The organism is Roseateles sp. GW821-FHT09H11, assembly GCF_059415845.1.
Genome location: NZ_JBWKOA010000006.1, coordinates 157,095 through 181,410, shown reverse-complemented (window position 1 = coordinate 181,410; position 24,316 = coordinate 157,095). Strand labels below are relative to the sequence as shown.

The following is a 24,316-nucleotide window of genomic DNA, read 5'->3' as shown; positions in this document are numbered from 1 at the left end:
GTTGATAATGGTTCGCATTTATCATCCGGCCTCCGCGCTTCTGCGCGTTCGACCGCGCCTGCCACCTTCGCCGTCGCAGGCCGACTTTTCCGCCTCCCGTCTCGGTCCATGTCCGCTACGTCCGCGTCCTCGCAGCTGGTGGGCTCGCTGTATGTCGAGCATCACAGCTGGTTGCAGTCCCTGTTGCGCAGGCAACTGGGCTGTGCCGTCGACGCCGCCGACCTGGCGCATGACACCTTCGAGCGTCTGCTGACCCGCCGCGAACTCGTCACGTGGCGTGAGCCACGTGCCTTCCTCACGACCATCGCTCGTGGCCTGGTCGTCGATCTCTATCGGCGTCGCGACCTGGAGCGCGCGCTGATCGAGGCGATGGCCGCCAGGCCTGAAGCCTGGGCGATGAGCCCCGAGGACCGCAGCGTTCTGCTGGAGACCCTGCAGGCGATCGACGACATGCTCGACGGCCTGGCCCGGCCGGTGCGCGAGGCCTTCCTGCTGTCGCAGCTCGACGGGCTGACCTACCGCGAGATCGCACAGTCGCTCGGCGTCAGCGAGCGCACCATCGCGAGCTACATGGCGACCGCGATGTCGCGTTGCGTCGAACTGGCCGCGTGAGCGACGCGGACGCACGCACCCGCGCCGTCGAGTGGTTCGTGCTGCTCACGTCGGGGAACGCGACGCCGCAGGACCGACGCGACTGGGCCGCCTGGCATGCCGCGGATCCCGCGCATCAAGCTGAATGGGATCGGGTCGAGCGCGTGCAGCGGATGATGTCCGGCGTTCCCCCGGAACTCGCCTCGCCGACCTTGCGTCGCCCGGCGCCGCGACGTCGGCAGTTGCTGAAGTCGGCCGCGATCGCGGGCACGGTGGGCGTGCTCGGCTTCGGGGTCTGGCGTGGATCCGATGTCGCCGGCACCGCTGCCTGGTTCGCAGATCAACGCACCGCCACCGGCGAGCAAAGACGGTTGACGCTCGACGACGGCAGCGTCGTCGTGATGAACACCGCCACCGCGCTGGACATCCGCTTCGACACGCAGTCGCGCGCGCTGCGGCTGCACGAGGGCGAGGTGTTCATCGAGACCGCCAGCGCGCTGCGCGCAGCCGGCGCGCGCGATCCGCGGCCGCTCATCGTGGAGACACCTCTCGGTCATGTGCGGGCGCTCGGCACGCGTTTCCTGCTTCGGCTCGAGGACCGGAATTTGAACGTCGCTGTCACGGAGAGTGCCGTGGAAGTCCGCAGCAACAGCGGCGCCGTGCGACGGCTCGACGCGGGGCAGCAGGTGGGTGTCGATGACGCGAGCATCGGCCGCATCGAGGCGATCACGGGCGATATGTCGGCATGGACCACCGGCAGCCTCATCGTCGACAACGCGCGTCTCGCCGATGTCATCGCCGAACTCGATCGATACCGGCGCGGGCGCCTCAGCTGCGATCCTCGTGTGTCGGAGCTGCGCGTGTCCGGGGCGTTCCCGGTCCTCGACCTCGACCGCGCGCTCGCCGCGCTGGAGGCGACGCTGCCGGTCCGCGTGGATCGCGCGAATGCGTACTGGGCCACGGTGCGGCCGCGCGGCGCATAGCGCCTTCGAGGCGCTCACAGGCGCTCACAGGCGCTCACAGGCGCTCCGCGCGCATAGCGCACACCAGAGCGTCGACGCGCTTCATGTTTTTCCGGCTCGTCCGGCAACAGGGAAGAGAACTTCGAGAACCTTCGCGAACCCTCGAACGCGCTCCGCTCATTCCCTGGAAAGACTGCCTTCATGACGTCCCGCTCGACACCTCGTCCGCTCTACGCTTCCGCGCGCTTGGTCCGCCGTCCCACGCCCGTCGGGCTCGCGGTGTCCATGCTGCTGTCCGCGGGTGTCGCGATGCCGCTGGCCGCGATCGCGCAGGCGGCCGCGCCCGCCGCGAACGTCGCGGCCGGGGAGCGCGAGTACCGCATCGAACCCGGCGCGCTGTCCACCACGCTGGCGCGCTTCGCCGCCGCCAGCGGCGTGACGCTGGCGTTCGATCCGGCGCTGACGAAGGAGATCGCCTCACGCGGCCTGCAAGGGCGCCACACGGTGAGCGCCGGATTCGCCGCACTGTTGAGCGGCACGGGGTTGCAGGCGGTGCCGACTGCGGCAGGCGTCTACACGCTGCGCAAGGAAGCCGCAGCGGCGGCCGCCGCGACGGATGCGACGGCAGTGGGCGCCTCGAACGCTCCCCAAGCCGACATCACGCTGCCGCAGGTCCGCGTCGTCGCCCGCGCCGCGCCGGCTCCGGAAGAAGCCGACCGCCGCTACCAGCCGACACCCGATGCCTCGACGCTGCGCACGACCGACTCGATGCTGGACATCCCGCAGGTCGTCAACGTCGTCTCCGCGCAGGTGATCCGCGACCAGCGTCCGCGCTATCTGGACGACGCCCTCTACAACGTCAGCGGCATCACGCAGGGCAACACGCTCGCAAGCACGCAGGACACGATCATGAAGCGCGGCTTCGGCGGCAACCGCGACGGCTCGGTGATGCACAACGGCATGCCGCTGGTGCAAGGCCGCGGCATGAACGCCGCCGCCGAAAGCGTCGAGGTGCTCAAGGGCCCGTCCTCGCTGCTGTACGGGATCATGGATCCGGGCGGCGTGATCAACGTCGTCAGCAAGAAGCCGCGGTTGAACGCGCGGACCAGCGTGTCCATCGTGGGTTCGGGCTACGCGGGCGGCCGCACCGGCATCGGCGAGACGCTGGACACCACCGGCCCCATCGCCTTGAATGGCACGCCCGATCCCGCCGACAAGACGGGCCTGGCCTATCGCCTCGTCGTCGATCAGATCAACGAGGACTACTGGCGCAATTCCGGCACCCACCGCGAGACGCTGATCGCGCCCTCGGTGGCCTGGTACGGGCGCGACACGCAGGCGGTGCTCTGGTACGAGTACCGCAACTACCTGACGCCCTTCGACCGCGGCACCGCGTTCGACCCGGCCACCAAGCAGCCGCTGCCCATCCTTAAGACGCGTCGCCTGGATGAGCCCTTCAACCAGATGGACGGCGAGACGCACCTGGCGCAGCTCTCGGTGGACCACAAGCTCGACGGCAGCTGGGCGGCGCATGTGAACGCGAGCTACAACCGCGAGACCTACGACGCGAACCAGCTGCGCGTGAACGGCGTCAACACGAAGACCGGCACGCTCACGCGCAACAACGACGGCACGCAGGGCGCGCTCAGCACCGACAGCTACGGCACCGCCTATGTGGACGGCAAGTTCTCGACCGCCGGCATCACGCACGAGGTGCAGGTCGGCGCCGACGCCGAGTACCGGCTCATCTACCGCCGCGACCTGCTGCGCCAGGCGACGAAGACGGTCTTCAGCTACCTGAACCCCGTCTACGGCACGGAGCAGCCCTCGCAGACCATCTCCGCCAGCGACAGCGACCAGACCGACAAGCTGCACAACCAGTCGGTGTTCTTGCAGGACGCCGTGCGCCTGGGCGAGCGCTGGACCGTCATCGGCGGCCTGCGCTACCAGCACTGGACGCAGGAGGCCGGTCGCGGCCGCCCGTTCAAGGCCAACACCGACACCAGTGGCGACAAGTGGCTGCCGCGCGTCGGCCTCATCTACAACCTGACCGACACGCTCTCGCTGTACGGCAACTACTCGACCTCGCTGAAGCCGCAGTCGACGATCGCGCCGCTGTCCTCGGGCGTCGTCATCGATTCGTCGGTAAACCCGGAAGAGGGCAAGTCCTGGGAGGCCGGCGTGAAGCTCGACCTGCCGGGGCGCGTCACCAGCACCCTGGCCGTCTACGAGATCAAGAAGCGCAACGTGCTGGTCTCGCAGTTCAACGACGTCACCAAGCTCACGGACTGGCGTACCAACGGCGCGGCGCGCTCGCGCGGCATCGAGTTCGACATCGCCGGTGAGTTCGCCCGCAACTGGCAGGGCATCGCCGCGCTCGCCTACACGGACGCGAAGACGACCGAGGATCCGCAGTTCGCCGGCCTGTGGTTGTGGAACGTGGCGCGTGCGACGGGCTCGCTGTCGGTGGTCCACGACTTCGGTCAGATCGGTGCCGGCACGCTGCGCATCGGCGGCGGCGCGCGCTACATCGGCCGTCGCCCCGGCGACTCCGCCATCAGCTTCGTGCTGCCGGCCTACAGCGTCGCGGACGCGTTCGCGACCTATGAGACCCAGGCCGGCGGTCGCCCCCTGAAGCTGCAGCTCAACGTGAAGAACCTCTTCGACCGCACCTACTACACGTCGAGCGTCAACACCTACGCCGTGTCCATGGGCGACGCGCGGCAGGTGCTGCTGTCGGCGTCGATGGAGTTCTGAGATGGACGCGCGCCGGACACTCCTGCGAAGCGTGAGGGGCGCGAAGGCGGCGCTCGGCACGATGCTCGTGGCCATCGGGCTCGGCGCGACCTCGCTCGCGTTCGCGGCCGGCGAGCGCGTCGTGCTCGTCGTGCAGAAGAGCGGGCCGCACCGCGCGGTCGACGACGCGGTGTCCAGGCATCTCGGCGAGCGCGGTTTCGTCGTGCAGCTCGAGGATCAGAAGGTCTCGCCGGACGTAGCCGCGAATGCGGCGCTGGTGGTGCTGTCGTCCACCGTGTCGAGCAAGGACGTCGACCCGGGCTGGCGCCATGTGCGCGTCCCGCTGATCACCTGGGAGAACGACTTCCTCGACGACCTCGCCATGACCGGCAAGAAACACGATGTCGACTTTGGCGCGGAGACGAAGGAGCGCTACCTGTGGATCGTCAACGCGCCGCATCCGATGGCCGGCGGCCTGCCGGCGGGTCTGGCCAACGTGTACGTGAAGCAGGCCGGCATGGGCTGGGGCCGGCCGGGCCCGGGCGCGACGACGATCGCGACGATCTACGGCGAGCCGGGCAAGGCGGCGCTCTTCGGCTACGAGAAGGGCGCGACGATGGACTACGAGTCCCTCGCGCCGGCGCGCCGCGTCATGGTGTTCCTCGACAACGACACGTTCACGAATCTTTCGCCGAGCGGCCTCGCGCTGTTCGACGCGGCCGTCGATTGGGCGGCAGGACGATGACCCAAGGAAGGCGATGACCGCGCGCAAGTTCTGGACCCAGCTGCATTGGCTGCTAGGCATCACGGCAGGCTCGATCCGCTGCTCATCGGACTGACGGGCGCGACGCTCGCGTTCCGCCAGGAGATCACCGAGGCGATCAATCCCGGCGTGCTGAGAATCGAATCGTCCTCGTATCGCCCCGCGACGCCGGATGCGCTGCTGCAAGGCTTCGCCGCGGCGGAGCCGGAACGGCGCGTGGCGACGCTCACGCTGTATGCGGAACCCGGACGGACGCCGAAGGCGATCCTGGAGCCCGCGCCGGGCGAGCGACGCGGTGACGTGATCTATCTGAACCCCGTCACCGGCGCGCCTTTGCCGGAAGTGACGGGCGTGGACTTCTTTGAGGTGGTGGAGTCGCTACACCGCTGGCTGCTGCTGTCGCGCGAGCCGGGGCGCGTCGTGACCGGCGTGCTGGCGATCGGGCTGCTGATGCTGGCGCTGTCGGGCCTGTATCTGCGATGGCCCCGGGACTGGAAGAGCGTCGCGGACTGGTGGCGCATCGACCGCAAGACGCGCGGTCGAGCCTTGCTGCGGCGGCTGCACCTGGTCGTGGGAACGGCCTGCCTCGTGGCCTACGTGCCGGTGACGCTGACGGGCATCTTCTGGGCGTTCGACGGCGTGCGGGATCCGGTGAGCGCGTGGCTCGGCGAGCCGCGGGCGCCGCGCGCACCGGCCAAGCCGATGGCCCAGAAGAACACTGAGACGACCGAGGCGAAGGCCGAGAAGAACGTCGACAAGCAAGTCGCCAAGCAGGTCGCGATCGACATCGCGTGGCAGGCCTTCGAGCGCGCCGCCGTCCCGGGCGGATGGAGCGAAGTCATCGTCCGCGTGCCGACGGGCGCGAAGGCGCCGATCCTCTTCACCTGGCTGGACACGTCCCCCACGCATGAGCGCGCGCGCAACCGCACGACGATCAAGGCGCAGAGCGGCGAGGTGGTCAAGGACGAGCGCTACGGCGCGAAGGCCGTCGGCGGTCGCGCCCTGGCGGCGATCTATCCGCTGCACATGGGCACGCTCTTCGGTCTGCCCGGGCGCATCGCGATGTTCATTGCGGCGCTGATGCTGCCCGCGTTCGCGGTCACCGGCTGGTGGCTGTACCTCGGCCGCAAGCGGCTCGAACGCGAGGCGGCGGCGAAGCGCCTCCGGAAGGGGCAGTCAGCCGCTCTGGCGCAGACCATCGGCGGCGCGCAGGCTTGATTCGATCGCGGCGACCGCCGCGCTCAGGTCCGGCGGCTGACGGCGCAGGCTGCGGTGCGGGGCGCCCGCCGCCCAAAGCAGGCTTTCGCGCATTGTGGGCGGCTGCTCTCGCGCCTAGAGTGCCTGCACGGCGCCAACGCCGCCTCGAAAAGCCACTCCGGAGAAGCCATTCATGAGGAAGCTGTCCGCACTCGCGTGCTGTGCGCTGCTGGTCGCCGTGCCGGGTCTTGCCCTGGCCAACCCCGCGCTCGCGCAGAAGAAGAACTGCATGGCCTGCCACGCCGTCGACAAGCGGCTCGTCGGGCCCTCGTTCAAGGACGTCGCCGCGAAGTACGCGAAGCAGGACGGCGCCGCCGCGGAGCTCGCCTCGCGCATCGTCAAGGGCAGCTCGGGCCGCTGGGGTCCCGTGCCCATGCCCGCCAATCCGCAGGTGAGCGCCGAGGAGGCCCAGGCGCTCTCCACTTGGATCCTGGAACAGGGAGGCAAGCCATGACCATGACCGAGCTGAACGTCAACAACCGGCAACTGCGCGCGGACGTCGACGGCGACACGCCGCTGCTGTGGGTGCTGCGCGAAGAGCTGCAGCTCACCGGCACGAAGTACGGCTGCGGCGTCGCGCAGTGCGGCGCCTGCACGGTGCACCTGGACGGCGCGGCGCTGCGCTCATGCGTGATGCCGGCCAGCGCGGTGCCGGCCACCGCGAAGATCGTGACGATCGAGGGACTGGGCCAGACGCGGCTGAAGGTCGTGCAGGAGGCCTGGGCCGAACTCGATGTCGCGCAGTGCGGCTACTGCCAGCCCGGGATGATCATGGCCGCCGCCGCCCTGATCGCCCAGACGCCCGATCCCAGCGATGAAGACATCCGCACGGGCATCACCAACATCTGCCGCTGCGGGACCTATCCGCGGGTGCTGGCCGCGACCAAGCTGGCCGCCCAACGCCTGCGCGGCGCGGGAGCCAAGCGATGAGCGCCGCAACCACCAACGCCGCCGCAGCCACCAACGCCGCCGCGACGGGCGCGACGCGACGCCATTTCCTGAAAGCGACCGGCCTCGCGGCGGGTGGCCTCGCTCTTGAGTTCACGCTGCCCGTGACCGGCGCGATGGCGCAAGCGCAGACGCCGGCTCAGGCACCGTCGTCGGGCGCGGCGCCGGCTGGCGAAGTGACGGCCTGGCTGCTGATTCATCCCGATGAGTCCGTCGTCATCCGCATCGCGCGGGCGGAGATGGGGCAGGGCACCTTGACCGGGCTCGCGCAGCTCGTGGCCGAGGAGCTCGAATGCAACTGGGCCAACGTCCGCTTCGAGCTGGTGAAGCCAGGCGCCAACCGGGCGCGTGCCCGCATCTGGCGCGACATGGGCACGGGCGGCTCGCGCGGCATCCGGGGCTCGCAGGACTACGTGCGCAAGGCCGGCGCGGCCGCGCGCTCGATGCTGGTCAGCGCGGCCGCCCAGCAGTGGGCCGTGCCCGTCGCCGAATGCACCGTGGACAGCGGCACCATCCGCCATGCGGCCTCCAAGCGCCAGACCACCTTCGGCGCCGTCGCCGCAGCGGCGAACAAGCTGCCGATCCCCGAGGACGTCGTCCTCAAGGATCCGTCGCAGTGGCGCATCGCCGGCAAGCCGCTGAAGCGGCTCGACACCGCGGACAAGCTCAACGGCTCGCTGGTCTACGGCATGGACCTGCGCCTGCCCGGGATGATCGTCGCGCTGCCCAAGGCCTGTCCCGTCCATGGCGGCACGCTGGTGAGCTTCGACAAAAAGGCCGTGCTCAAGATGCCGGGCGTGCGCGACGTGATCAAGGTCGACGACGCCACCCTCGCCGTGCTCGCGGACCGCTTCTGGCAAGCGAAGCGCGCGCTCGACGCCTTGCCCATCGTCTGGGACAAGGGGCCGAACGCGTCGGTCAGCAGCGCCTCCATCGCCGCGATGATCAGCGAGGGCCTGCAGGGCGACACGCCCTTCGTCGGCAACCGGCTGGGCGATGCGAAGGCGCAGCTGCAGGGCGCTTCCCGCGTGATCGAGGCCGACTACGGCACGCCGTTCCAGAACCACGCGCCGATGGAGCCGCTGTCCGCCACGGTGCAGTGGACGCCGCAGCGCTGCGACGTCTGGGCGCCCACGCAGGTGGCCGAAGCGGCGCTCGCGACGGTGGCCGACGCCGCGGGGCTCGATATCACCGCCTGCGAGGTCCACCCCATGCGCATTGGCGGCAGCTTCGGTCGCCGCCTCGCCACCGACTATCTGGCGATGGCCGTGCGCATCGCCAAACAGCGCCCGGGCGTGCCGGTGAAGATGATGTGGACGCGCGAGGAGGACATGCTCCAGGGCCGCTTCCATCCGGTGACACAGTGCCGACTGCGCGCGACGCTCGATGGGCAGGGCCGCATCGCCGCGCTGCACATGCGCATCGCCGGCCAGTCCATCACGTCCTTCGTCAACCCGAAGGCGATCACCGCCAACGGCGACGCGACCGTGTTCCAGGGACTGCTCGCGGATTCGCCGGAAGGTCACTTCGGCTACGAGGTGCCGCACCTGCTGATCGACCACGCGATGCGCAATCCGCATGTGCGTCCCGGCTACTGGCGCGGCGTGAACACCAACCAGAACGCGATCTACAGCGAGTGCTTCATCGACGAGCTCGCGCACGCCGCCGGCAAGGATCCCTTCGAGTTCCGCAAGCAGCACATGGCCAAGCGGCCCAAGCACCTGGCGGTGCTGCAGGCCGTGGCCGATCGCGCCGGTTGGAGCAAGCCCGCGCCCAAGGGCGTGTTCCGCGGCATCGCGCAGTACATGGGCTTCGGCAGCTACACGGCCGCGGTCGCGGAGGTGTCCGTCAAGGACGGGCAACTCAAGGTGCTCCGCATCGTCGCGGCCACCGACCCCGGCCATGTCGTCAATCCGCAGCAGGTGGAAGCGCAAGTGGCGGGTTCGTTCGTGTACGGGCTGGGCGCGGCACTCTTCGGCGGCAACACCGTGAAGGACGGCGCCATCGCGGAGACCAACTTCGACACCTACGGCGTCATGCGTCTGTACGACATGCCCGCGGTGGAGGTGATCGTCATGCCGTCGGGCGGCTTCTGGGGCGGCGTCGGCGAGCCGACGATCGCGGTGGCCGCGCCGGCCGTGCTCAACGCGGTGTTCGCCGCCACCGGCAAGCGGATCCGGCAACTGCCGTTGAAGGACACGGACCTGTCGAAGGCGTGAGCTCCGCGATCGGCGTGAGACCGGACGGAAACTACGGCTATTGACCGATCGGTCCAATACGCCGTAGGATCCGTCCCATGCCACGCGAACGCCGCTTTTCCGAAGCCGAAGTCCTGGAGCGTCTGACCGACGTCTTCGCGACGCACGGCTATGCGAGCACGAGCCTGGCGCTCCTGCAGGAAGCGACCGGCCTGGGCAAGCAGAGCCTGTACAACACCTTCGGCGACAAGCAGGCCATGTACCTGCAGGCCATCGACTGCGCGGTGCAACGTGCCGCGCATACGGTCGCCGCGGTGCAGGCCGCGGAGACCGGCCGCCTGGCGATCGAGGTGTACTTCGAGGCGATGGTCGCCAGCTGCAGCAGCCCCAACCCCGTCGACAAGCATTGCATCGTCACCAGCGGCCTGCTGGAAGGCCTGTCCGATGCACCGTTGGCCTGGGCGCTGACGAGCCGTTGGCAGGCCACGCACGAGATGCTGCGCGCGGCCGTCGAGCGCGGTCAGCGGGATGGCTCGATCGCCAGCAGGACACCGTCGGCGGAGCTCGCCGAACTGATGATTGCGCTGACCAGCGGGTTGCGCGTGGCCGCACAGGCGGGCCGCAGCCGCGAACAGATGGAGCGCTCCGTGGCGCTCGCGACGGCGGTGCTCGACAGGGCGTGATCCGCCGCTGAACACCGCCCCTCCACCCCGATTTCCCACCGGCCGCGTGAGCGGCTTTTCTTTCCCCCTATTTTGACCGATCGGTCTATTTGGAGCGCATCATGAGCAAGTCCCTTGCAGGAAAAATCGCCCTGGTCACCGGCGCCTCGCGCGGCATCGGCGCCGCCATCGCGCAGCGCCTCGCCGCCGACGGCGCGGAGGTCGTGCTGCACTACGGCAGCGGCCGCGATGAAGTGGAAACGCTGGCAGCGTCGGTGCGTGCCGCCGGCGGCAAGGCCCATGTGGTCCAGGCGGACCTGTCGGCCGTCGACGGCGGCCAGCAACTGGTCGAGCGCGTGACGGCGCTGAAGCTGCCGCGCGTCGACATCCTCGTCAACAACGCCGGCATCGCCGTGTTCGCCGGCCTGGCCGACACCAGCGTCGAGGACTTCGAGCGCCTCGTCAGCGTCAACATGCGCAGCCTGTTCCACGTCACGAAGGGCGTAGTGCCGGTGATGCCCGACGGCGGCCGCGTCATCAACATCGGCACGGCAGCGACGCGCATCGCCTTCCCCGGCATCACGGCCTACTCCGCGAGCAAGGGTTTCGTGGACGCGTTGACGCTGCAACTGGCGGCTGAGCTGGGCCCGCGCAACATCACGGTTAACGTCGTGGCGCCCGGCGCCATCGACACCCGCATGAGCGCCTGGATCAACGAGCCGGGCGGCAAGGAAACGCTGGCGCAGGTGCAGGCGCTGCCGGGCGTCGGCAAGCCGGAATTCGTGGCCGGCGTGGTCGCCTTCCTGGCGGGGCCGGACGGTGCCTGGACCACCGGGCAGATCGTCGACGCGAGCGGCGGCACGAAGCTGTAAGCAAGGCGGTGTGGGGCGAGGCGGACCGGAGCGGGGCGAGGCGCGAAGACGGCGCCTCGGCGAGCCCCGTGCCGCGCGCTGCGAGTCCGCGAGTCCGCGAGTCTGCGATCGTGATTCAATCGCGATCCGATTGCCGCGAGCGAGACAGCGATGACGCCCTCTGAGATCCAAGCCCTGAAGAAGCGCTGCACCCGGTGGGTGTCAGGTTTTGCCCCCCGATCATTCGCCGAGGATTTGGAAGCCATTGCGGCCTGGGCGCGGGCGAACGACGTCGCCGCCGACGTATACGGCGACGGCGGCGCAGTCGCACTGCTGGAGCAGCGCGTCGCCGGTCTGTTGGGAAAGCCGGCCGCCGTCTTCATGCCCAGCGGCGTCATGGCGCAGCTGATCGCCTTGCGCCTCCACGCGGACGACAAGCGTCTGCCGCGCTTCGGCATGCACGCGACCTGCCATCTGGCAACGGAAGAGGAACTGGCCTATTCCCATGTGATGGGGCTGCATGCGGCGTTCCTCGGGCAGTCCCACCGCACGCTCAACAGGAGCGATCTGGAACGGCCCGCGGAGGCCTTGGCCGCCGTGGTGCTCGAACTCCCGGCGCGCGTGATCGGCGGGCAGTCCCCCACATGGGAGGAACTGGTCGCGATCAAGGCCTGGGGGATGGAGACGGACACAAGACTCCACCTCGATGGCGCGCGCCTGTGGGAGGCGGCCGCGTGGTACGGGAAGGACTACGCCGACATCGTCGCCGGCTTCGACACCGTCTATGTCTCGACCTACAAGGGACTCGGCGGATTCTCGGGCGCGCTGCTCGCGGGTGAGGAACGCGTCATGGCGCAGGCGCGCCTGTGGCGGCGACGCATGGGCGGAACGATCTATCAACTGGCGCCGCTCGCGGCATCGGCGGCCTGCCGTCTGGACGAACGCCTGGCGCTGATGCCTCGTCTGTTCGAGCGCACGGTGCAGGTGGTCCAGGCGTTGAGCCAGGTCGACGGCCTCCGGATCAATCCCACCGCGCCGCACGCGAACATGTTCCATGTCCACATGGACGGGGAGGTGCAACGTCTCGTGGAGGCGCGCAACGCGATCGCCGAGAACGACGGCCTCTGGCTGTTCAATGCCGCGCGCGAAACGGGTTCTCCGGGTCGGGCAGTGACGGAGATCTATGTCGGCGACAACCTGCTCGCCTTGGGCGACGAGGTCGTCGCTGCAGCGTTCAAGCGATTGATCGATCTCGCGGGTCGGGCCTGAGCTCGCTCACCCGGCGCGTCGGTAGACGGCGCCGGACCGCGTAGCAACGCGGTCTCCGCCGGAGGAGTTCGCCGCGTTGACGACCCGGTAGCACGCCCCGTCACGATGCTTCCGGCGATGGCGAAGAAGCGGAGCTCCGCTTCGATCGGCATCAGCGGGGCCTTTTCGCCCCCTTCGTCGCCGCCTTCGTCGCCGTCTTCTGCCCCGTCTTCTTCCCCTTCTTCGCGGGAGCGTCCGGCGCCTTCTTCATCGCCTTTGCGGACTTCGGCGACGCGTGTCCCGACTCGCGCAGCGCCGACTCCAGCGCGCGGAGTCCCGCCGCTGCCGGTGGGGTGTCGGACGCCGCGATTTCACCGGTCGTCCAGGTCTGGGCCAAGGCCGTCAAGGTGGCGTTGCATGTCGCGGCGGCGAGCTTCTTGTAGCCCTGTGCTGTCAGGTGGATCTCGTTCGCCCAGTCATTGCTGACGCCGGTCGTGCCCGGCGCCGCCGGGGTGCTGCCGCCGCGCGTGTCCAGCACGAGGAAACCGCCGATGCGTGCCTTCACCTGATGCTCGAGGAAGTCGTGGAACCAGTCCACCAGCACGTGGGCCACGGCGTTCCAGTCGCCCTTCGGAATGCCGGCCATCTCGAACGCCGGCGCCATCCAGGCGTTCGATCCGCCGCCAATCACCGGCGCAAAGCGCGGCGTCATGTAGTCGTAGACATGCGTGATGATGACCATGCCGGCGAAGTTGCCGTCGCGCAGCGCGTCCAGCTTCACGTAGGCCTCCATCAATTCCTCGCAGAGGTTGGTCCAGCCGGACTGCGACAGGTAGCGCGCGACGCCGAGACTCGCGTCCTGCCACTCGTCCTGCCGGCGCAGGATGCGCTGCGAGAGATCGAAGCCGGGGCTGCGGCGGATCCAGTCGATCAGATCGTTGCCGCCGCCTGAGATCATCAGCGCGCGCCAGTTGGGCGCGCCTCTCGCCGTCATCGCCTGATTGAACTTCGAAAACTTCTTCGCGTCCGGCAGGTCGCGCAGCAACTGGCCCGGCATGGCGTAGTTGACGATGCCGACGTCCTTGCCGAAGTCCAGGGCGTTGAACAGGCTTCCCGTCAGCCAGGTCGGCAATGAGCCGAAAGAGCCCCACGAGTCGCCGTGCGCGATCACCGGGACGAACTGGTTGAAATCGGTCCGCCCTTGTCTCAGGTCCTCGTTCGAGTACATCTTCGTCGTCATCGCGTGTCTCCTCGGCCCGGATCGGACCGTGGACGAGTATGGAAACGCGCTTGTCATGCGTCATCCCACATGGAGGGGACGCGCTCGGACACTCCCGTGCCCGCTTCTGCCGTGCGGTGTCCGCCCCGATCGATACCCATCCGTTCAGGGGAGGGCGGGCCGGAATGCCCGTTCGTATCCCCAGGTTGAAGGCGGAGCCTGCTTCCCATCTGGCATGCGATATGCAAGATAGACGGCATGCATGCCTTCCGACTCCTCTCGATCCGGGTCCGCGCGCTGCTCGCCGCGGCGGCGTTGCTGGGGGCCGGCGCCGCCTCGGCCCAGACCGCCATCGTCATCGGCGGTGCGCTGCGCATGGACAACGACGCTGTCTGGCAGCGCATCGTCCAGGAGGCCGGCGGCCCCGGCAAGGCGCATTTCGCCGTGCTCGCCACCGCCGCGGCCAATCCGGAGCTCTCCGCCAAGCTCATCATCGACGTGCTCAGGAAACACGGCGCGCAGGCCGAGCACATCCCCGTGGCGCCGCGACTCGAAGGCGCCGACCTGCAGAAGAACCTCAACGATCCCGAGCTGATCGCGAAGGTGCGCGCGTCCAACGCCGTCTTCTTCTCGGGCGGCGCGCAGGGCTTCATCGTCGACACGCTGCAGCCTGACGGGCGGCGCACGGCGATGCTCGATGCCATCTGGGATGTCTATCGGCGCGGCGGTGTCGTCGCGGGCACCAGCGCCGGCGCGGCCATCATGAGCCGCGTGATGTTCCGCGATGCGCTCAACGTCATGGAGGTCATGCGCGGCACGCTGCGCGAGGGTCATGAGATCGACCAGGGCCTCGGCTTCGTCGGCAGCGAGCTGTTCGTCGACCAGCATTTCCTCAAGCGCGGGCGCATCGGCCGCATGCTGCCGCTGATGATGGCCAAGGGCTACCGCTTCGGGCTCGGCGTCGAGGAGAACAGCGCCGCCGTCGTGCATGGCGATCGCATCGATGTCATCGGCGGACGGGGCGCGCTGTTCGTCGACCTGCGCGATGCGCACAGCGATCCGTCGCTGGGCATGTTCAACGTGCGCGGCGCGCGGCTCAGCTACCTCGACAACGGCGACCGCCACGACCTGCGCTCCGGCGTCACGATGCCGGCGCCCAGAAAGACCGCCGCCGGATCCCCCGTGCCGGTCCGTGCCTCGATGCAGGGAGGGGCTGTTTCCTCACGCGGGCCGGTGGACAGCTTCCAGCCGGACATCCTCGGCGACAACCGCATCGTCCAGGCGATGACTGAACTGCTGAGTTCGCCCGCGGCCGAGGTGCGCGCGATGGCGGCGCGCATCCGTCCCGACGCCACCGGCGATCGCGACCGCACCGGCTTTGTCTTCCGGCTCTATCGCGGTGCGGATACGCAGGGATGGATCGACACCGATGGCGACGCGAAGGACGTCACGCTGCTCGATGTGCGGCTCGACATCCGCCCGGTGCGCTTGCCCGATCCTGGTGCGGGTCCCACGACGAACGCGGTCCCTGCCGCAACGATGATCGCGCCCGCCGGCATGCGCTGACCAGCGCCAACCAAGGCCCGAAGTCAGCGAGTGATGGTGGGGCCGGAATGGTGCTTGGGGGTCCTGGAGCGATCCCCCATGCACCGTGGAGAGCCCGCGCCTGGCAGCGCGGACGCCGGCATCCTCACGCGTCCAACGCCTCGGCGATGAACTGCTTGGACACCTTGGGCTTCGGCACCCTGACGCTGAACCAGCGTCGCACGTCCTGCTCCACGCCGATGCCGTGCATGAAGTTGTAGAGCGCCTTCTTGAGTGCTTCCCCCATGGCATCGTGGTCCGTGCCGGTGGGGTCGACGAAGCCGACGTCGTTCTTCGCGAACGGCGACGGCGGCAGCGGCAGCAGTTCGACGCCGAAGGCTTTCGGGTCCTGTCCCACCGGAGAGTGCACCGTGCAGGCGAAGCGGTGGAAGAAGCCGCTCTGGATGCAGCCGTTCTCGAAGAGCTGGCGCACGTACTCGAGCGCATCGACGGTGTCCTGCACCGTCTGCGTCGGGAAGCCGTACATCAGGTAGGCGTGGACGAGGATGCCGGATTCGGTGAACGCGCGCGTCACGCGCGCCACCTGCTCGACGGACACGCCTTTCTGCATCAGCTTCAACAGTCGATCGGACGCGACCTCTAGCCCGCCGCTGATCGCGATGCAGCCGCTGTCGGCGAGCAACTGGCAGAGCTCGGGGGTGAAGGTCTTCTCGAAGCGCACGTTGCCCCACCAGCTGATGGACACGCCGCGATCGATCAGCTCCTGCGCCAGCGCCTTCAGCACCTTGGGCGGTGCCGCCTCGTCGACGAAGTGGAAGCCGGTCTGGCCCGTCTCCGCGACGATCGCCTCGATGCGGTCCACCAGCGTCTTCGCCGAGGCTGCCTCGTAGCGCGAGATGTAGTCCAGCGTGATGTCGCAGAAGCTGCACTTCTTCCAATAGCAGCCGTGCGCGATGGTCAGCTTGTTCCAGCGGCCGTCGCTCCACAGCCGGTTCATCGGGTTCAGCATGTCCAGCAGCGACAGGTAGTCGTGCAACGGCAGGCCGTCCCAGGTCGGCGTGCCGACGTCCTCGAAGGGAACGTCCGGCTCGACGAAGTTGATGTAGCGGACCTGGCCCGCCCGCGTGCCTTCGGCGCGCTCCGCGTCCTCGCCGTCGTCCTCGCGGATGAAGCATCGCACCAGCCGCTGCCGGCTGCGCTTGCCGGCGATGTGATCGAGCAGCGCCAGCAGCGGGCGCTCGCCCGCGTCCAGCGACACGAAGTCCACGTAGTCGAAGAGGCGCGGCTCGGTCAGCTCGCGCAACTCGGTGTTGACGAAGCCGCCGCCGAACAGGATCTTGATGTGGGGCCGCTCGCGCTTGATCGTCTGCCCGATGCGCAGCGCCGCGTAGACGGCGCCGGGGAAGGGCGCCGAGAGCAGCACCACGTCGGGCTGTTCCGCATCGATCGCGGCGAGCGTCAGCTCGCGCAGCAGGTCGTCGACGAGGTTGGGCGGCGCGCTCAGCGCGTCGTGCAACGGATCGAAGGTCGGCTGGCTGGTCGCCAACTGCTCGGCGTAACGGACGAACTCGAAACGCGGATCGACCGATTCGCGCAGCACGTCGGCGAGGTCGTTCAGGTACAGCGTCGCCAGGTGCCGCGCGCGGTCCTGCAGTCCCAGCGCGCCGAAGGCCCAGGCCAGCGGATCCTCGCCGTCATCGGCGACGTAGACCTCCAGCGTCTGGAATCGCGCGCCTTCGGGCAGGAAGGTCCGCGTGTTGATGCGGTGCGCCAGCGTCGGGTCGCGCCCCTGCAGGAACGCGATCGCCGGCGCGATCGTGGCGAAGTAGCGGTCGAAGGATTCGTCGAAATGGCGCGACGCGATGCCGCGGTCCGGCAGCGGGATCGCCTGCACGGCGGCCCGCACGCGTGTCAGGCCGTCGCGGGAGAACAGCTTGAGCACCAGCGCCAGCGCCAGATCGCGCTGCGCCGCCTGGAAGCCGCGCGAGCGCAGGAAACCCGTCAGGTACGCGGTGGACGGGTAGGGCGTGTTGAGCTGCGTCATCGGGGGGATGAGCGAGAGCACGCGCGGGGAGGGCGCAAGGGCGGGCGTCGGGGCGGACGCGGCGGTGGGCGCGGGGGCGGACATGTCGGAACTGTAGAAGCAAAAAAACAAACCCGGCAGAAGCCGGGTTTGTTCGGTACCGCCCGGATCGCTGAAGCGACCCTGGCGATCGGCGTGCGCCAGAAGTGGATTACTTCTTGGCGGCCTTCTTGGCGGGCTTGGCGGCAGCCTTGGCCGGCTTGGCGGCAGCCTTGCGAGCGGCAGCCTTCGGGTCCACGGCGGCCTTGAAGCCGGCGCCCGGGGTGAACTTCGGCAGCTTGGCGGCGGCGATCTTGATCTTGTCGCCGGTGCTGGGGTTCACGCCGGTGCGGGCGGCACGGGCGTGTTGCTTGAAGGCGCCAAAGCCCGGGATGGAGACAGCGCCACCCTTCTTCACCGTGGACACCACCGCGTCCAGCAGCGTTTCCAGGATGCGGCCAGCTTCGGCCTTGGTCAGTTCGTGCTTGGAAGCCAGGTGTTCGATCAGTTCAGTCTTGTTCATTCGTTTGACTCTGCGGTTAAGGCCCGGCTTCACGCCGGACGGCGCGTATTGTGCGTGAGAAATCACGCGCGCATCCCCGGGTTGCCCCGCAAATCATCGATGAAATCGCCTATCCGGGGTCACGTCTTGCTCGATTGCCGTATCCATCGGTGCTTCTGAGGATCTTGTGAGCGCTTGCAACGAGGTTTCCATCATGTTGCCAAGGGGGCATTCCAGGTGATTTCCGCAAGGCGTCAGGCCTTGCGCGGGAATACGTCACGCAAGGAATCTCATGACACGAGCAGGCGATGGACAAGGTCCGGCGTGCTCGCCGCGCCGTATTTCTTCATCAAGCGTGCGCGGTACACATCGACCGTGCGCGGGCTGACGCCGAGCTTGCGGCCAATCAGCTTGCTGGTGAGGCCTTCGATCAGCAGGGCGGCGATCTCGCGCTCGCGCGGCGTGAGGTCGGCCTTGAGCTGGCGCGTCGCGGACAGGTCCTCGAAACTCCAGATGCCGCTCGCATGCGGCTGCGACGGGTCCAGCGCGCGGCCCGACACGTGGCACCAGAACAGCTCGCCCGCGCGCGAGCCGCCGACGCGCTTCATCACGCGCTCGTCGGCGTAATAGCCGGCGGCATCGAGGCTCGCGACGATGCGCTCGCCGGTGCGCTCGAATTCGACGGGGCTCGGATACAGCAGCGCGAAGCTGTGGCCGATCAGCTGCTCGCGCTGCGCGCCGAAGATCTCCAGCACCAGCCGGTTGCAGTCCTTGATCAGGCGGTTCTCGGAAATCACCAGCCCGATCGGGGCCTGGTCGAACGCGGTGCGGTAGTCGAGGCTCATGGGAAGCAGGTCGGAACGGGCCGCAACAGTCACAACAGCGCGTAGGTCGTCGTCGACTGCACGGCCAGCCGGCCCTGCTCGTCGAGCAGGTCGATCTGCCCGAACGCCAGGTTCCTGCCGCGGCGCAGCAGGCGCGCCTCGATCGTGCAGCGGGCGCCGGAGACCGGGCGGATGAAGGTCGATTGCAGCTGGACGGTCGTCATCGGGCGGAACTCGCCCAGCTCGCGCATCATCAGCAACACCATCGCCGTGTCGGCCGCGGCCATCGACGCCTGCCCGCACATCACGCCGCCGACGTGGACCAGCTCGGGCGCGACCGGCATCGTCAATCGCAGCAGCCCATCTTCCGCATGGACGGGCTCCAGGCCGAGTGCGACGATCCAGGGCGCGAAGATCTTCGGGATCTGCGCGCGCAGCGCGTCCAGGGACAGGGCGTCCGGGGGCAGGGTCATCGGGCTTCCTTCGGGGACTCGGTGGCGGGATGGCTGCGCGGGGAGGCAGCGGCGGATGCTTAATCAATTCTACGTAGCGCTTACCTAATGCCTTACGTAGTAGATTGCTCGACCAGTTCTGGACCAGTTCTGAAACCCGTGGATCAACGGCAAGCAGGAGACATCGGATGAACAAGCTTTTCCCCAATGCCAAGGCGGCGTTGGACGGCATCGTGGCGGACGGCCAGTTGCTGGCCGTCGGCGGCTTCGGCCTGTGCGGCATTCCGGAGGCGCTCATCGCGGCGCTGCGGGACAGCGGCACCAAGGGCCTGACCGTCATCAGCAACAACGCGGGCGTGGACGGCTTCGGCCTGGGCCAGCTGCTCGAGACGCGGCAGATCAGGAAGATGATCTCCAGCTACGTCGGCGAGAACAAGGAGTTCGAGCGCCAGTACCTGGCGGGCGAGCTCGAACTCGAGTTCACGCCGCAGGGCACGCTGGCCGAGAAGCTGCGTGCCGGCGGCGCGGGCATCCCGGCCTTCTTCACGCGCACCGGCGTCGGCACGCTGGTGGCCGAGGGCAAGGAGATCCGCGAGTTCGACGGCCATCAGTACGTGATGGAGCGCGCGCTCAATCCGGATGTGGCGCTGGTCAAGGCGCACATCGCCGACAAGAGCGGCAACCTGATCTTCCGGCGCACGGCGCGCAACTTCAATCCGGCCTGCGCGATGGCCGGCAAGGTCACGGTGGTGGAGGTGGAGCAGGTCGTCGAGGTCGGCGAGCTGGATCCCGACAGCATCCATCTGCCCGGGATCTACGTGCACCGCATCGTGCACAACCCGAATCCTGAGAAGCGCATCGAGAAGCGCACCATCCGCCCCGCGGCTTGAGGAGAGAGACATGCCCTGGACCCAAGACCAGATGGCGGCACGTGCCGCGCAGGAACTGGAAGACGGCTTCTACGTGAATCTCGGCATCGGCATTCCGACGCTGGTGGCGAACTTCGTGCCGGCCGACAAGGAAGTGTGGCTGCAGAGCGAGAACGGCATGCTCGGCATCGGCCCGTTCCCGACGGAGGACGAGGTCGACGCCGACCTCATCAACGCCGGCAAGCAGACGGTGACGACGATGCCTGGCTCGTCCATCTTCGGCAGCCATGACAGCTTCGCGATGATCCGCGGCGGCAAGATCAACCTCAGCATCCTGGGCGCGATGCAGGTCAGCGAGCACGGCGACCTCGCCAACTGGATGATCCCCGGCAAGATGGTGAAGGGCATGGGCGGCGCGATGGACCTGGTCGCCGGCGTCAAGCGCGTGATCGTGCTGATGGAGCACGTCGCCCGCAAGAAGGACGGCACCGAGGACCTGAAGATCATCCCGACCTGCACGCTGCCGCTGACGGGCGTGGGCGTCGTCAACCGCATCATCACGGACCTGGCCGTGATGGACGTGACTCCGCAGGGCCTGAAGCTGGTCGAGCTCGCCCCCGAAGTGACCCGCGAGTTCGTGCAGAGCAAGACCGGCGTGACGCTGGTCTGAGCAAGACCTGGCCCCACTCGTGGCAAGACCTGCCACACGTACTCTCCAGGCCCCTGGGCAGCGAGAGCGGGTGGGGCCGGAAGGGTGCTGGGGGTTCCCGGAGGGATGCCCCCTGCACCCTGGAGCGCCCGCGCTTGGCTTCTCGCAGGGGACTGCGCACCGACCTCACCCAGAGGCTGAGGGCTTCAGCACTTCCACCGCCGCTGGCCCTCACCCCTACCCTCTCCCGCAAGCGGGAGAGGGAGTCACGCCACACGTGCCGCGCGCAGGAAAACGGCAGTCCAGGCATCTCATGTGCCACGCGCGGGCGATGTATTTCCAGTTCGTTTCTCGCGCATATCCCACCCCGACAAGTTCGACTCGTGAATAAATCACGCCGCAACAGCCTGTTGCCGCGCCTTTCACAAGTTGTACGAATGACGGTGAATTGAAGTCCGGTCCTCGCCACCATCCCGCATCCGCTGCCTGGAGCCGATGCCGAGATGACTGCCGCCGCCACTACCCACTTTGCACCGCCCGCACTGCCCGACGACGATCGCGTCGTTGAAGACACCACCACCGTCGGCACGACGGCCACCCTGGCGGCCGCCGCTGCTGCGGCACTGCTCGCGGCCTGCGGCGGCGGCGGTGGGGGCGGCGACAGCACCGCCGGCCCGGACAGCGATCCCCAGACCAACGTGCCCACGACCGAACCCGAGGCGGCGCGCTTCCTCGGCCAGGCCGGTTTTGCCGCCAGCGCGGCGGATCTGACCAGCGTCAAGACGGTCGGTTTCGCGCGCTGGCTGGACCAGCAGTTCGACGCGCCGCGCACGCAGAGCCACTATGACTGGCTCGTGGCCAAGGGCAAGGGCGCCGAGGCCAACCGCTACAGCCTGGACGGCGTCGACGCGACGCTGTGGCGCAAGCTGATCGGCTCGCCCGACCAGTTGCGTCAGCGCGTGGTGCTGGCCTTGTCGGAGATTTTCGTCGTCTCGATGAACGGCCTGCCGATCGCGTGGCCGCAATTCGCGACCGCCGGCTACGTCGACATGCTGGAAGAGCGTTGCTTCGGCAGCTTCCGCGCGCTGATCGAGGGCGTGACGCTGTCCCCGGCGATGGGCGTCTACCTGGCCATGCGCGGCAACCGCAAGGAAGACGTGAAGAGCGGCCGCCAGCCCGACGAGAACTACGCCCGCGAGGTGATGCAGCTGTTCACCATCGGCCTGAACCAGCTCAATGCCGACGGCACGCCCAAGATGGTCAACGGCAAGACCGTCGACACCTACACGCTGCAGCAGATCACCGATCTGGCGCGCGTGTTCACGGGCTGGGACTTCGACGTCGACTCCTCCGACGTGGACGGCCTCGACTTCAGCTACATGAAGCGCCCGATGCGGCAGAACGCCTCGCGCTTCTCCACCGGCGAGAAGAAGGTGCTGGACGCCGTCATCCCCGCGACGGCCGACGGCGCCGCCGCGATGAAGGTCGCGCTGGACACGCTGACCGCGCATCCCAACGTCGGCCCGTTCATCGGCCGGCAACTGATCCAGCGCCTGGTGGCCTCGAACCCGAGCCCCGCCTACGTGCAGCGCGTCGCCGCGGTCTTCGACAACAACGGCAAGGGCGTGCGCGGCGACATGCGCGCGGTGATCCGCGCGATCCTGCTCGACACCGAGGCCCGCACGCGGTCCACCGCGCCCAGCGCCGGCAAGCTGCGCGAGCCGCTGCAGCGCATGATCCAGTGGGCGCGCACCGTGGGCCTGAGCTCGCCCGGCGACCTCTGGGCCGTCGGCGACACCAGCAACCCGTCGTCGCGCCTGGGGCAGAGCCCGATGCGCAGCGGCTCGGTCTTCAACTTCTTCCGGCCCGGTTATGTGCCGCCCAACTCGCAGCTGGGCACCAACAACGTGACCGCGCCCGAGTTCCAGCTCTGCAACGAGAGCACCGTCGCCGGCTACCTGAACTACATGCAGGGCCTGATCGGCAACGGCGTCAGCGACATGAAGCCCGATTACACCGCCGACCTCGCGCTGGTCGCCGACGTCCCGGCGCTGGTGCGGCGCCAGGCGCAACTGATGGGCGGCGGCGACATCTCGGAGGCCACGATCACCACGATCGCCACCGCCGTCGCCACGATCAAGGCCGACACCGACACCAATAAGCTGAACCGCGTCAAGGCCTCCTGGCTGATGGTGCTGGCGGCGCCCGAATACCAGGTCCAGAAATAACCAGCCGTGAGCGGAGTGCCGACCATGACCCACCTCTCCAAGCTTCCCTCGCTGCGCCGTCGCGAATTCCTCAAGCGCGCCTCGGCGGTGTCCATCGCCGGCACGGCCGCGCCCTGGGCGCTGCAGCTGGCCGCCATCGGCGAGGCCGCCGCGGCCGCCGCGCCGGGCGACTACAAGGCCATCGTCTGCCTGTTCATGTACGGCGGCAACGACTATGGCAACACGGTGATCCCGTACGACACGGCGAACTACCAGGCCTACGCCAACATCCGCCAGGCGCTGGCGATCCCGCGCGATCAGCTCGCCGCCACGGCGCTGACGCCGTCCCTCGCGCTGCCCGACAGCCGGCAGCTGGCGCTGGCGCCGACGATGAACCGGCTCAAGCCGGTCTTCGACGCGGGCCGGCTCGCGGTGATGCTCAACATCGGCCCGCTGATGCAGCCGACGACGCTCGCCCAGTACAAGGCCGCCAACGTGCCGTTGCCGCCCAAGCTGTTCTCGCACAACGACCAGTCCAGCCTCTGGCAATCGTCGCGGCCCGAAGGCGCGACCTCGGGCTGGGGCGGTCGCGTGGCCGACCAGTTCCTGTCCAGCAACGGCAACGCCACCTTCAGCTGCATCAACGTCTCCGGCAATGCCGTCTTCATGTCGGGCGGCCAGGCGGTGCAGTACCAGATGAGCAGCAGCGGCGCCGTCGCCATCAATGGCGCGAACCGCTCGCTGTTCGGCTCCGCCGCGTGTGCGGAAGCGCTGCGCGGCATGATCACCGGCGAGCGCCAGCACTGGATGGAGCAGGAGCTGAACCGCGTCACCGCACGCTCGGTCAATGCGCAGGGCACGATCACCACGGCGCTGTCCACCACCACGCTGCAGACGCCGTTCGAGACCAACGGCAACGGCCTGGCGGCCCAGCTGCAGACGGTCGCGCGCCTGATCGGCGCCCGCGCCTCGCTGGGCGTGCAGCGGCAGGTGTACTTCGTGTCGATCGGCGGCTTCGACCTGCACGACAACCTGATGTCGCAGCAGCCGGTGCTGCTGGGCAACGTCGGCAGCGCGATGGCGAGTTTCGACGCGGCGCTGGTCGAGCTCGGCGTCGCCCAGAACGTCACGACCTTCACGGCCTCCGACTTCGGTCGCACGCTGAGCTCCAACGGCGACGGTTCCGACCACGGCTGGGGCAGCCACCACCTGGTCATGGGCGGCGCGGTGAAGGGCGGTCGTTTCTACGGCACGGCACCGACGGTCGCCGTCAACGGACCCGACGACGTCGGCCAGGGCCGGCTGCTGCCGACCACCTCGGTCGACCAGCTGGCCGCAACGCTGGCGCTGTGGATGGGCGTGCCCGCGACCGACCTGCCGGGGATCCTTCCGGGGATCGTGAACTTCAACCAGAAAGACCTCGGGCTCTTTGCGGCCTGATTTCGAACATCTCGGCGGCGATCGCCGGGACTGGCCGGTTTGTACGCGCCAATTACATCGGGCGAGGTCGCTGGGACAGGGGATCGAGGACGCGTCGGGACCGCGTCGACGGGATCGGGACGGGACCGGAGGGTCAGGTCGTGAGAAGTCGCACGGGCCATTCGAGGGAGCCGGAACAAATACCGGTCGATCGTCGGGAACGCCGATGATCACGGGGGAAACGGGCGACTGTCGAGGTCGAACGGCACGGTAACCGGATGCGTTTCCGGGCCTTTCCGCTGTTGCGGATCGGATGCTGATTTCGGGGGCGGGACTCTCTAGAGTCGCGGCC

21 protein-coding genes are annotated in these 24,316 nt (G+C 68.5%); 16 read left to right on the top strand and 5 right to left on the bottom strand.

Features of this window, described 5'->3' with window-relative positions; genetic code table 11:
* Positions 1 to 108 precede the first annotated feature (108 nt).
* The 11 genes from AC07PR_RS20285 (at position 109) to AC07PR_RS20235 (ending at position 12,237) form a co-directional block, all read left to right on the top strand.
* Positions 109 to 612, top strand: coding sequence for a sigma-70 family RNA polymerase sigma factor (locus AC07PR_RS20285; RefSeq protein WP_495136369.1), 504 nt, complete (start codon positions 109 to 111; stop codon positions 610 to 612).
* Positions 609 to 1,574, top strand: coding sequence for a FecR domain-containing protein (locus tag AC07PR_RS20280; protein ID WP_495136368.1), 966 nt, complete (start codon positions 609 to 611; stop codon positions 1,572 to 1,574). The genes AC07PR_RS20285 and AC07PR_RS20280 overlap by 4 nt, the downstream gene beginning before the upstream one ends.
* 180 nt (positions 1,575 to 1,754) lie before the next feature.
* Positions 1,755 to 4,310 (top strand): TonB-dependent siderophore receptor, encoded by a 2,556-nt coding sequence (locus AC07PR_RS20275; protein ID WP_495136367.1) that lies wholly within the window; start codon positions 1,755 to 1,757, stop codon positions 4,308 to 4,310.
* 1 nt (position 4,311) lies between these two features.
* A complete protein-coding gene (locus AC07PR_RS20270) occupies positions 4,312 to 5,034 on the top strand; it encodes a hypothetical protein (protein ID WP_495136366.1) in 723 nt (240 codons plus the stop codon).
* 45 nt (positions 5,035 to 5,079) lie between these two features.
* Entirely contained in the window at positions 5,080 to 6,270 is a 1,191-nt protein-coding gene (locus AC07PR_RS20265; RefSeq protein ID WP_495136365.1) for a PepSY-associated TM helix domain-containing protein, read from the top strand.
* A gap of 172 nt (positions 6,271 to 6,442) precedes the next feature.
* Entirely contained in the window at positions 6,443 to 6,763 is a 321-nt protein-coding gene (locus AC07PR_RS20260) for a c-type cytochrome (protein WP_495136364.1), read from the top strand.
* Positions 6,764 to 6,765: 2 nt separating this feature from the next.
* Positions 6,766 to 7,239, top strand: coding sequence for a (2Fe-2S)-binding protein (locus tag AC07PR_RS20255; RefSeq protein ID WP_495136554.1), 474 nt, complete (start codon positions 6,766 to 6,768; stop codon positions 7,237 to 7,239).
* Positions 7,236 to 9,476 (top strand): xanthine dehydrogenase family protein molybdopterin-binding subunit, encoded by a 2,241-nt coding sequence (locus tag AC07PR_RS20250; protein WP_495136363.1) that lies wholly within the window; start codon positions 7,236 to 7,238, stop codon positions 9,474 to 9,476. Before AC07PR_RS20255 ends, AC07PR_RS20250 begins: the two co-directional genes overlap by 4 nt.
* A gap of 77 nt (positions 9,477 to 9,553) precedes the next feature.
* Entirely contained in the window at positions 9,554 to 10,138 is a 585-nt protein-coding gene (locus tag AC07PR_RS20245) for a TetR/AcrR family transcriptional regulator (RefSeq protein WP_495136362.1), read from the top strand.
* 101 nt (positions 10,139 to 10,239) lie between these two features.
* Entirely contained in the window at positions 10,240 to 10,989 is a 750-nt protein-coding gene (locus AC07PR_RS20240) for an SDR family NAD(P)-dependent oxidoreductase (RefSeq protein WP_377156288.1), read from the top strand.
* Positions 10,990 to 11,223: 234 nt separating this feature from the next.
* Positions 11,224 to 12,237, top strand: a complete 1,014-nt coding sequence (locus AC07PR_RS20235) for a threonine aldolase family protein (RefSeq protein WP_495136361.1) — start codon at positions 11,224 to 11,226, stop codon at positions 12,235 to 12,237.
* Between the two features lie 151 nt (positions 12,238 to 12,388).
* On the opposite strand, the gene AC07PR_RS20230 is transcribed toward AC07PR_RS20235, so the two are convergent.
* On the bottom strand, positions 12,389 to 13,456 hold the full coding sequence (locus tag AC07PR_RS20230) for a hypothetical protein (protein WP_495136360.1): 1,068 nt from the start codon (positions 13,454 to 13,456) through the stop codon (positions 12,389 to 12,391).
* Positions 13,457 to 13,693: 237 nt separating this feature from the next.
* On the opposite strand from AC07PR_RS20230, the gene AC07PR_RS20225 reads away from it, so the two are divergent.
* Positions 13,694 to 15,001 (top strand): cyanophycinase, encoded by a 1,308-nt coding sequence (locus AC07PR_RS20225; RefSeq protein ID WP_495136359.1) that lies wholly within the window; start codon positions 13,694 to 13,696, stop codon positions 14,999 to 15,001.
* A 124-nt stretch (positions 15,002 to 15,125) separates the two neighbouring features.
* Here the strand turns inward: AC07PR_RS20225 and AC07PR_RS20220 are convergent, their stop codons facing one another.
* From AC07PR_RS20220 to AC07PR_RS20205, 4 genes are all read right to left on the bottom strand, one after another.
* Positions 15,126 to 17,108 carry a B12-binding domain-containing radical SAM protein gene (locus AC07PR_RS20220; protein ID WP_495136358.1) on the bottom strand — a complete coding sequence of 661 codons (1,983 nt, stop codon included), beginning with the start codon at positions 17,106 to 17,108 and terminating at the stop codon, positions 15,126 to 15,128.
* Positions 17,109 to 17,214: 106 nt separating this feature from the next.
* Positions 17,215 to 17,565, bottom strand: coding sequence for an HU family DNA-binding protein (locus tag AC07PR_RS20215; protein WP_377156279.1), 351 nt, complete (start codon positions 17,563 to 17,565; stop codon positions 17,215 to 17,217).
* Between the two features lie 269 nt (positions 17,566 to 17,834).
* Entirely contained in the window at positions 17,835 to 18,389 is a 555-nt protein-coding gene (locus AC07PR_RS20210; RefSeq protein ID WP_377156278.1) for a LuxR C-terminal-related transcriptional regulator, read from the bottom strand.
* A gap of 29 nt (positions 18,390 to 18,418) precedes the next feature.
* The gene (locus AC07PR_RS20205; protein ID WP_483105666.1) at positions 18,419 to 18,841 is read right to left on the bottom strand and encodes a PaaI family thioesterase; all 423 of its coding nucleotides are present in this window, start codon (positions 18,839 to 18,841) and stop codon (positions 18,419 to 18,421) included.
* A gap of 167 nt (positions 18,842 to 19,008) precedes the next feature.
* Between AC07PR_RS20205 and AC07PR_RS20200 the strand changes: the two genes are divergently transcribed.
* The 4 genes from AC07PR_RS20200 (at position 19,009) to AC07PR_RS20185 (ending at position 23,985) form a co-directional block, all read left to right on the top strand.
* Positions 19,009 to 19,710, top strand: a complete 702-nt coding sequence (locus tag AC07PR_RS20200) for a CoA transferase subunit A (protein WP_377156275.1) — start codon at positions 19,009 to 19,011, stop codon at positions 19,708 to 19,710.
* Positions 19,711 to 19,720: 10 nt separating this feature from the next.
* Positions 19,721 to 20,359 (top strand): CoA transferase subunit B, encoded by a 639-nt coding sequence (locus tag AC07PR_RS20195; RefSeq protein ID WP_495136357.1) that lies wholly within the window; start codon positions 19,721 to 19,723, stop codon positions 20,357 to 20,359.
* A gap of 482 nt (positions 20,360 to 20,841) precedes the next feature.
* Positions 20,842 to 22,566 (top strand): DUF1800 domain-containing protein, encoded by a 1,725-nt coding sequence (locus AC07PR_RS20190; protein ID WP_495136356.1) that lies wholly within the window; start codon positions 20,842 to 20,844, stop codon positions 22,564 to 22,566.
* Between the two features lie 24 nt (positions 22,567 to 22,590).
* Entirely contained in the window at positions 22,591 to 23,985 is a 1,395-nt protein-coding gene (locus tag AC07PR_RS20185; protein ID WP_377156270.1) for a DUF1501 domain-containing protein, read from the top strand.
* Positions 23,986 to 24,316: the final 331 nt, after the last annotated feature.

Bases quoted from the DNA above. Each gene is read 5' to 3' on its own strand.
- AC07PR_RS20215 (WP_377156279.1), bottom strand. From the start codon at position 17,565: ATGAACAAGACTGAACTGATCGAACACCTGGCTTCCAAGCACGAACTG.
- AC07PR_RS20190 (WP_495136356.1), top strand. From the start codon at position 20,842: ATGACTGCCGCCGCCACTACCCACTTTGCACCGCCCGCACTGCCCGAC.
- AC07PR_RS20275 (WP_495136367.1), top strand. From the start codon at position 1,755: ATGACGTCCCGCTCGACACCTCGTCCGCTCTACGCTTCCGCGCGCTTG.
- AC07PR_RS20220 (WP_495136358.1), bottom strand. From the start codon at position 17,108: ATGTCCGCCCCCGCGCCCACCGCCGCGTCCGCCCCGACGCCCGCCCTT.
- AC07PR_RS20250 (WP_495136363.1), top strand. From the start codon at position 7,236: ATGAGCGCCGCAACCACCAACGCCGCCGCAGCCACCAACGCCGCCGCG.
- AC07PR_RS20255 (WP_495136554.1), top strand. From the start codon at position 6,766: ATGACCGAGCTGAACGTCAACAACCGGCAACTGCGCGCGGACGTCGAC.
- AC07PR_RS20200 (WP_377156275.1), top strand. From the start codon at position 19,009: ATGAACAAGCTTTTCCCCAATGCCAAGGCGGCGTTGGACGGCATCGTG.
- AC07PR_RS20185 (WP_377156270.1), top strand. From the start codon at position 22,591: ATGACCCACCTCTCCAAGCTTCCCTCGCTGCGCCGTCGCGAATTCCTC.
- AC07PR_RS20195 (WP_495136357.1), top strand. From the start codon at position 19,721: ATGCCCTGGACCCAAGACCAGATGGCGGCACGTGCCGCGCAGGAACTG.
- AC07PR_RS20260 (WP_495136364.1), top strand. From the start codon at position 6,443: ATGAGGAAGCTGTCCGCACTCGCGTGCTGTGCGCTGCTGGTCGCCGTG.
- AC07PR_RS20205 (WP_483105666.1), bottom strand. From the start codon at position 18,841: ATGACCCTGCCCCCGGACGCCCTGTCCCTGGACGCGCTGCGCGCGCAG.
- AC07PR_RS20230 (WP_495136360.1), bottom strand. From the start codon at position 13,456: ATGACGACGAAGATGTACTCGAACGAGGACCTGAGACAAGGGCGGACC.
- AC07PR_RS20210 (WP_377156278.1), bottom strand. From the start codon at position 18,389: ATGAGCCTCGACTACCGCACCGCGTTCGACCAGGCCCCGATCGGGCTG.
- AC07PR_RS20245 (WP_495136362.1), top strand. From the start codon at position 9,554: ATGCCACGCGAACGCCGCTTTTCCGAAGCCGAAGTCCTGGAGCGTCTG.
- AC07PR_RS20240 (WP_377156288.1), top strand. From the start codon at position 10,240: ATGAGCAAGTCCCTTGCAGGAAAAATCGCCCTGGTCACCGGCGCCTCG.
- AC07PR_RS20225 (WP_495136359.1), top strand. From the start codon at position 13,694: ATGCATGCCTTCCGACTCCTCTCGATCCGGGTCCGCGCGCTGCTCGCC.
- AC07PR_RS20270 (WP_495136366.1), top strand. From the start codon at position 4,312: ATGGACGCGCGCCGGACACTCCTGCGAAGCGTGAGGGGCGCGAAGGCG.
- AC07PR_RS20285 (WP_495136369.1), top strand. From the start codon at position 109: ATGTCCGCTACGTCCGCGTCCTCGCAGCTGGTGGGCTCGCTGTATGTC.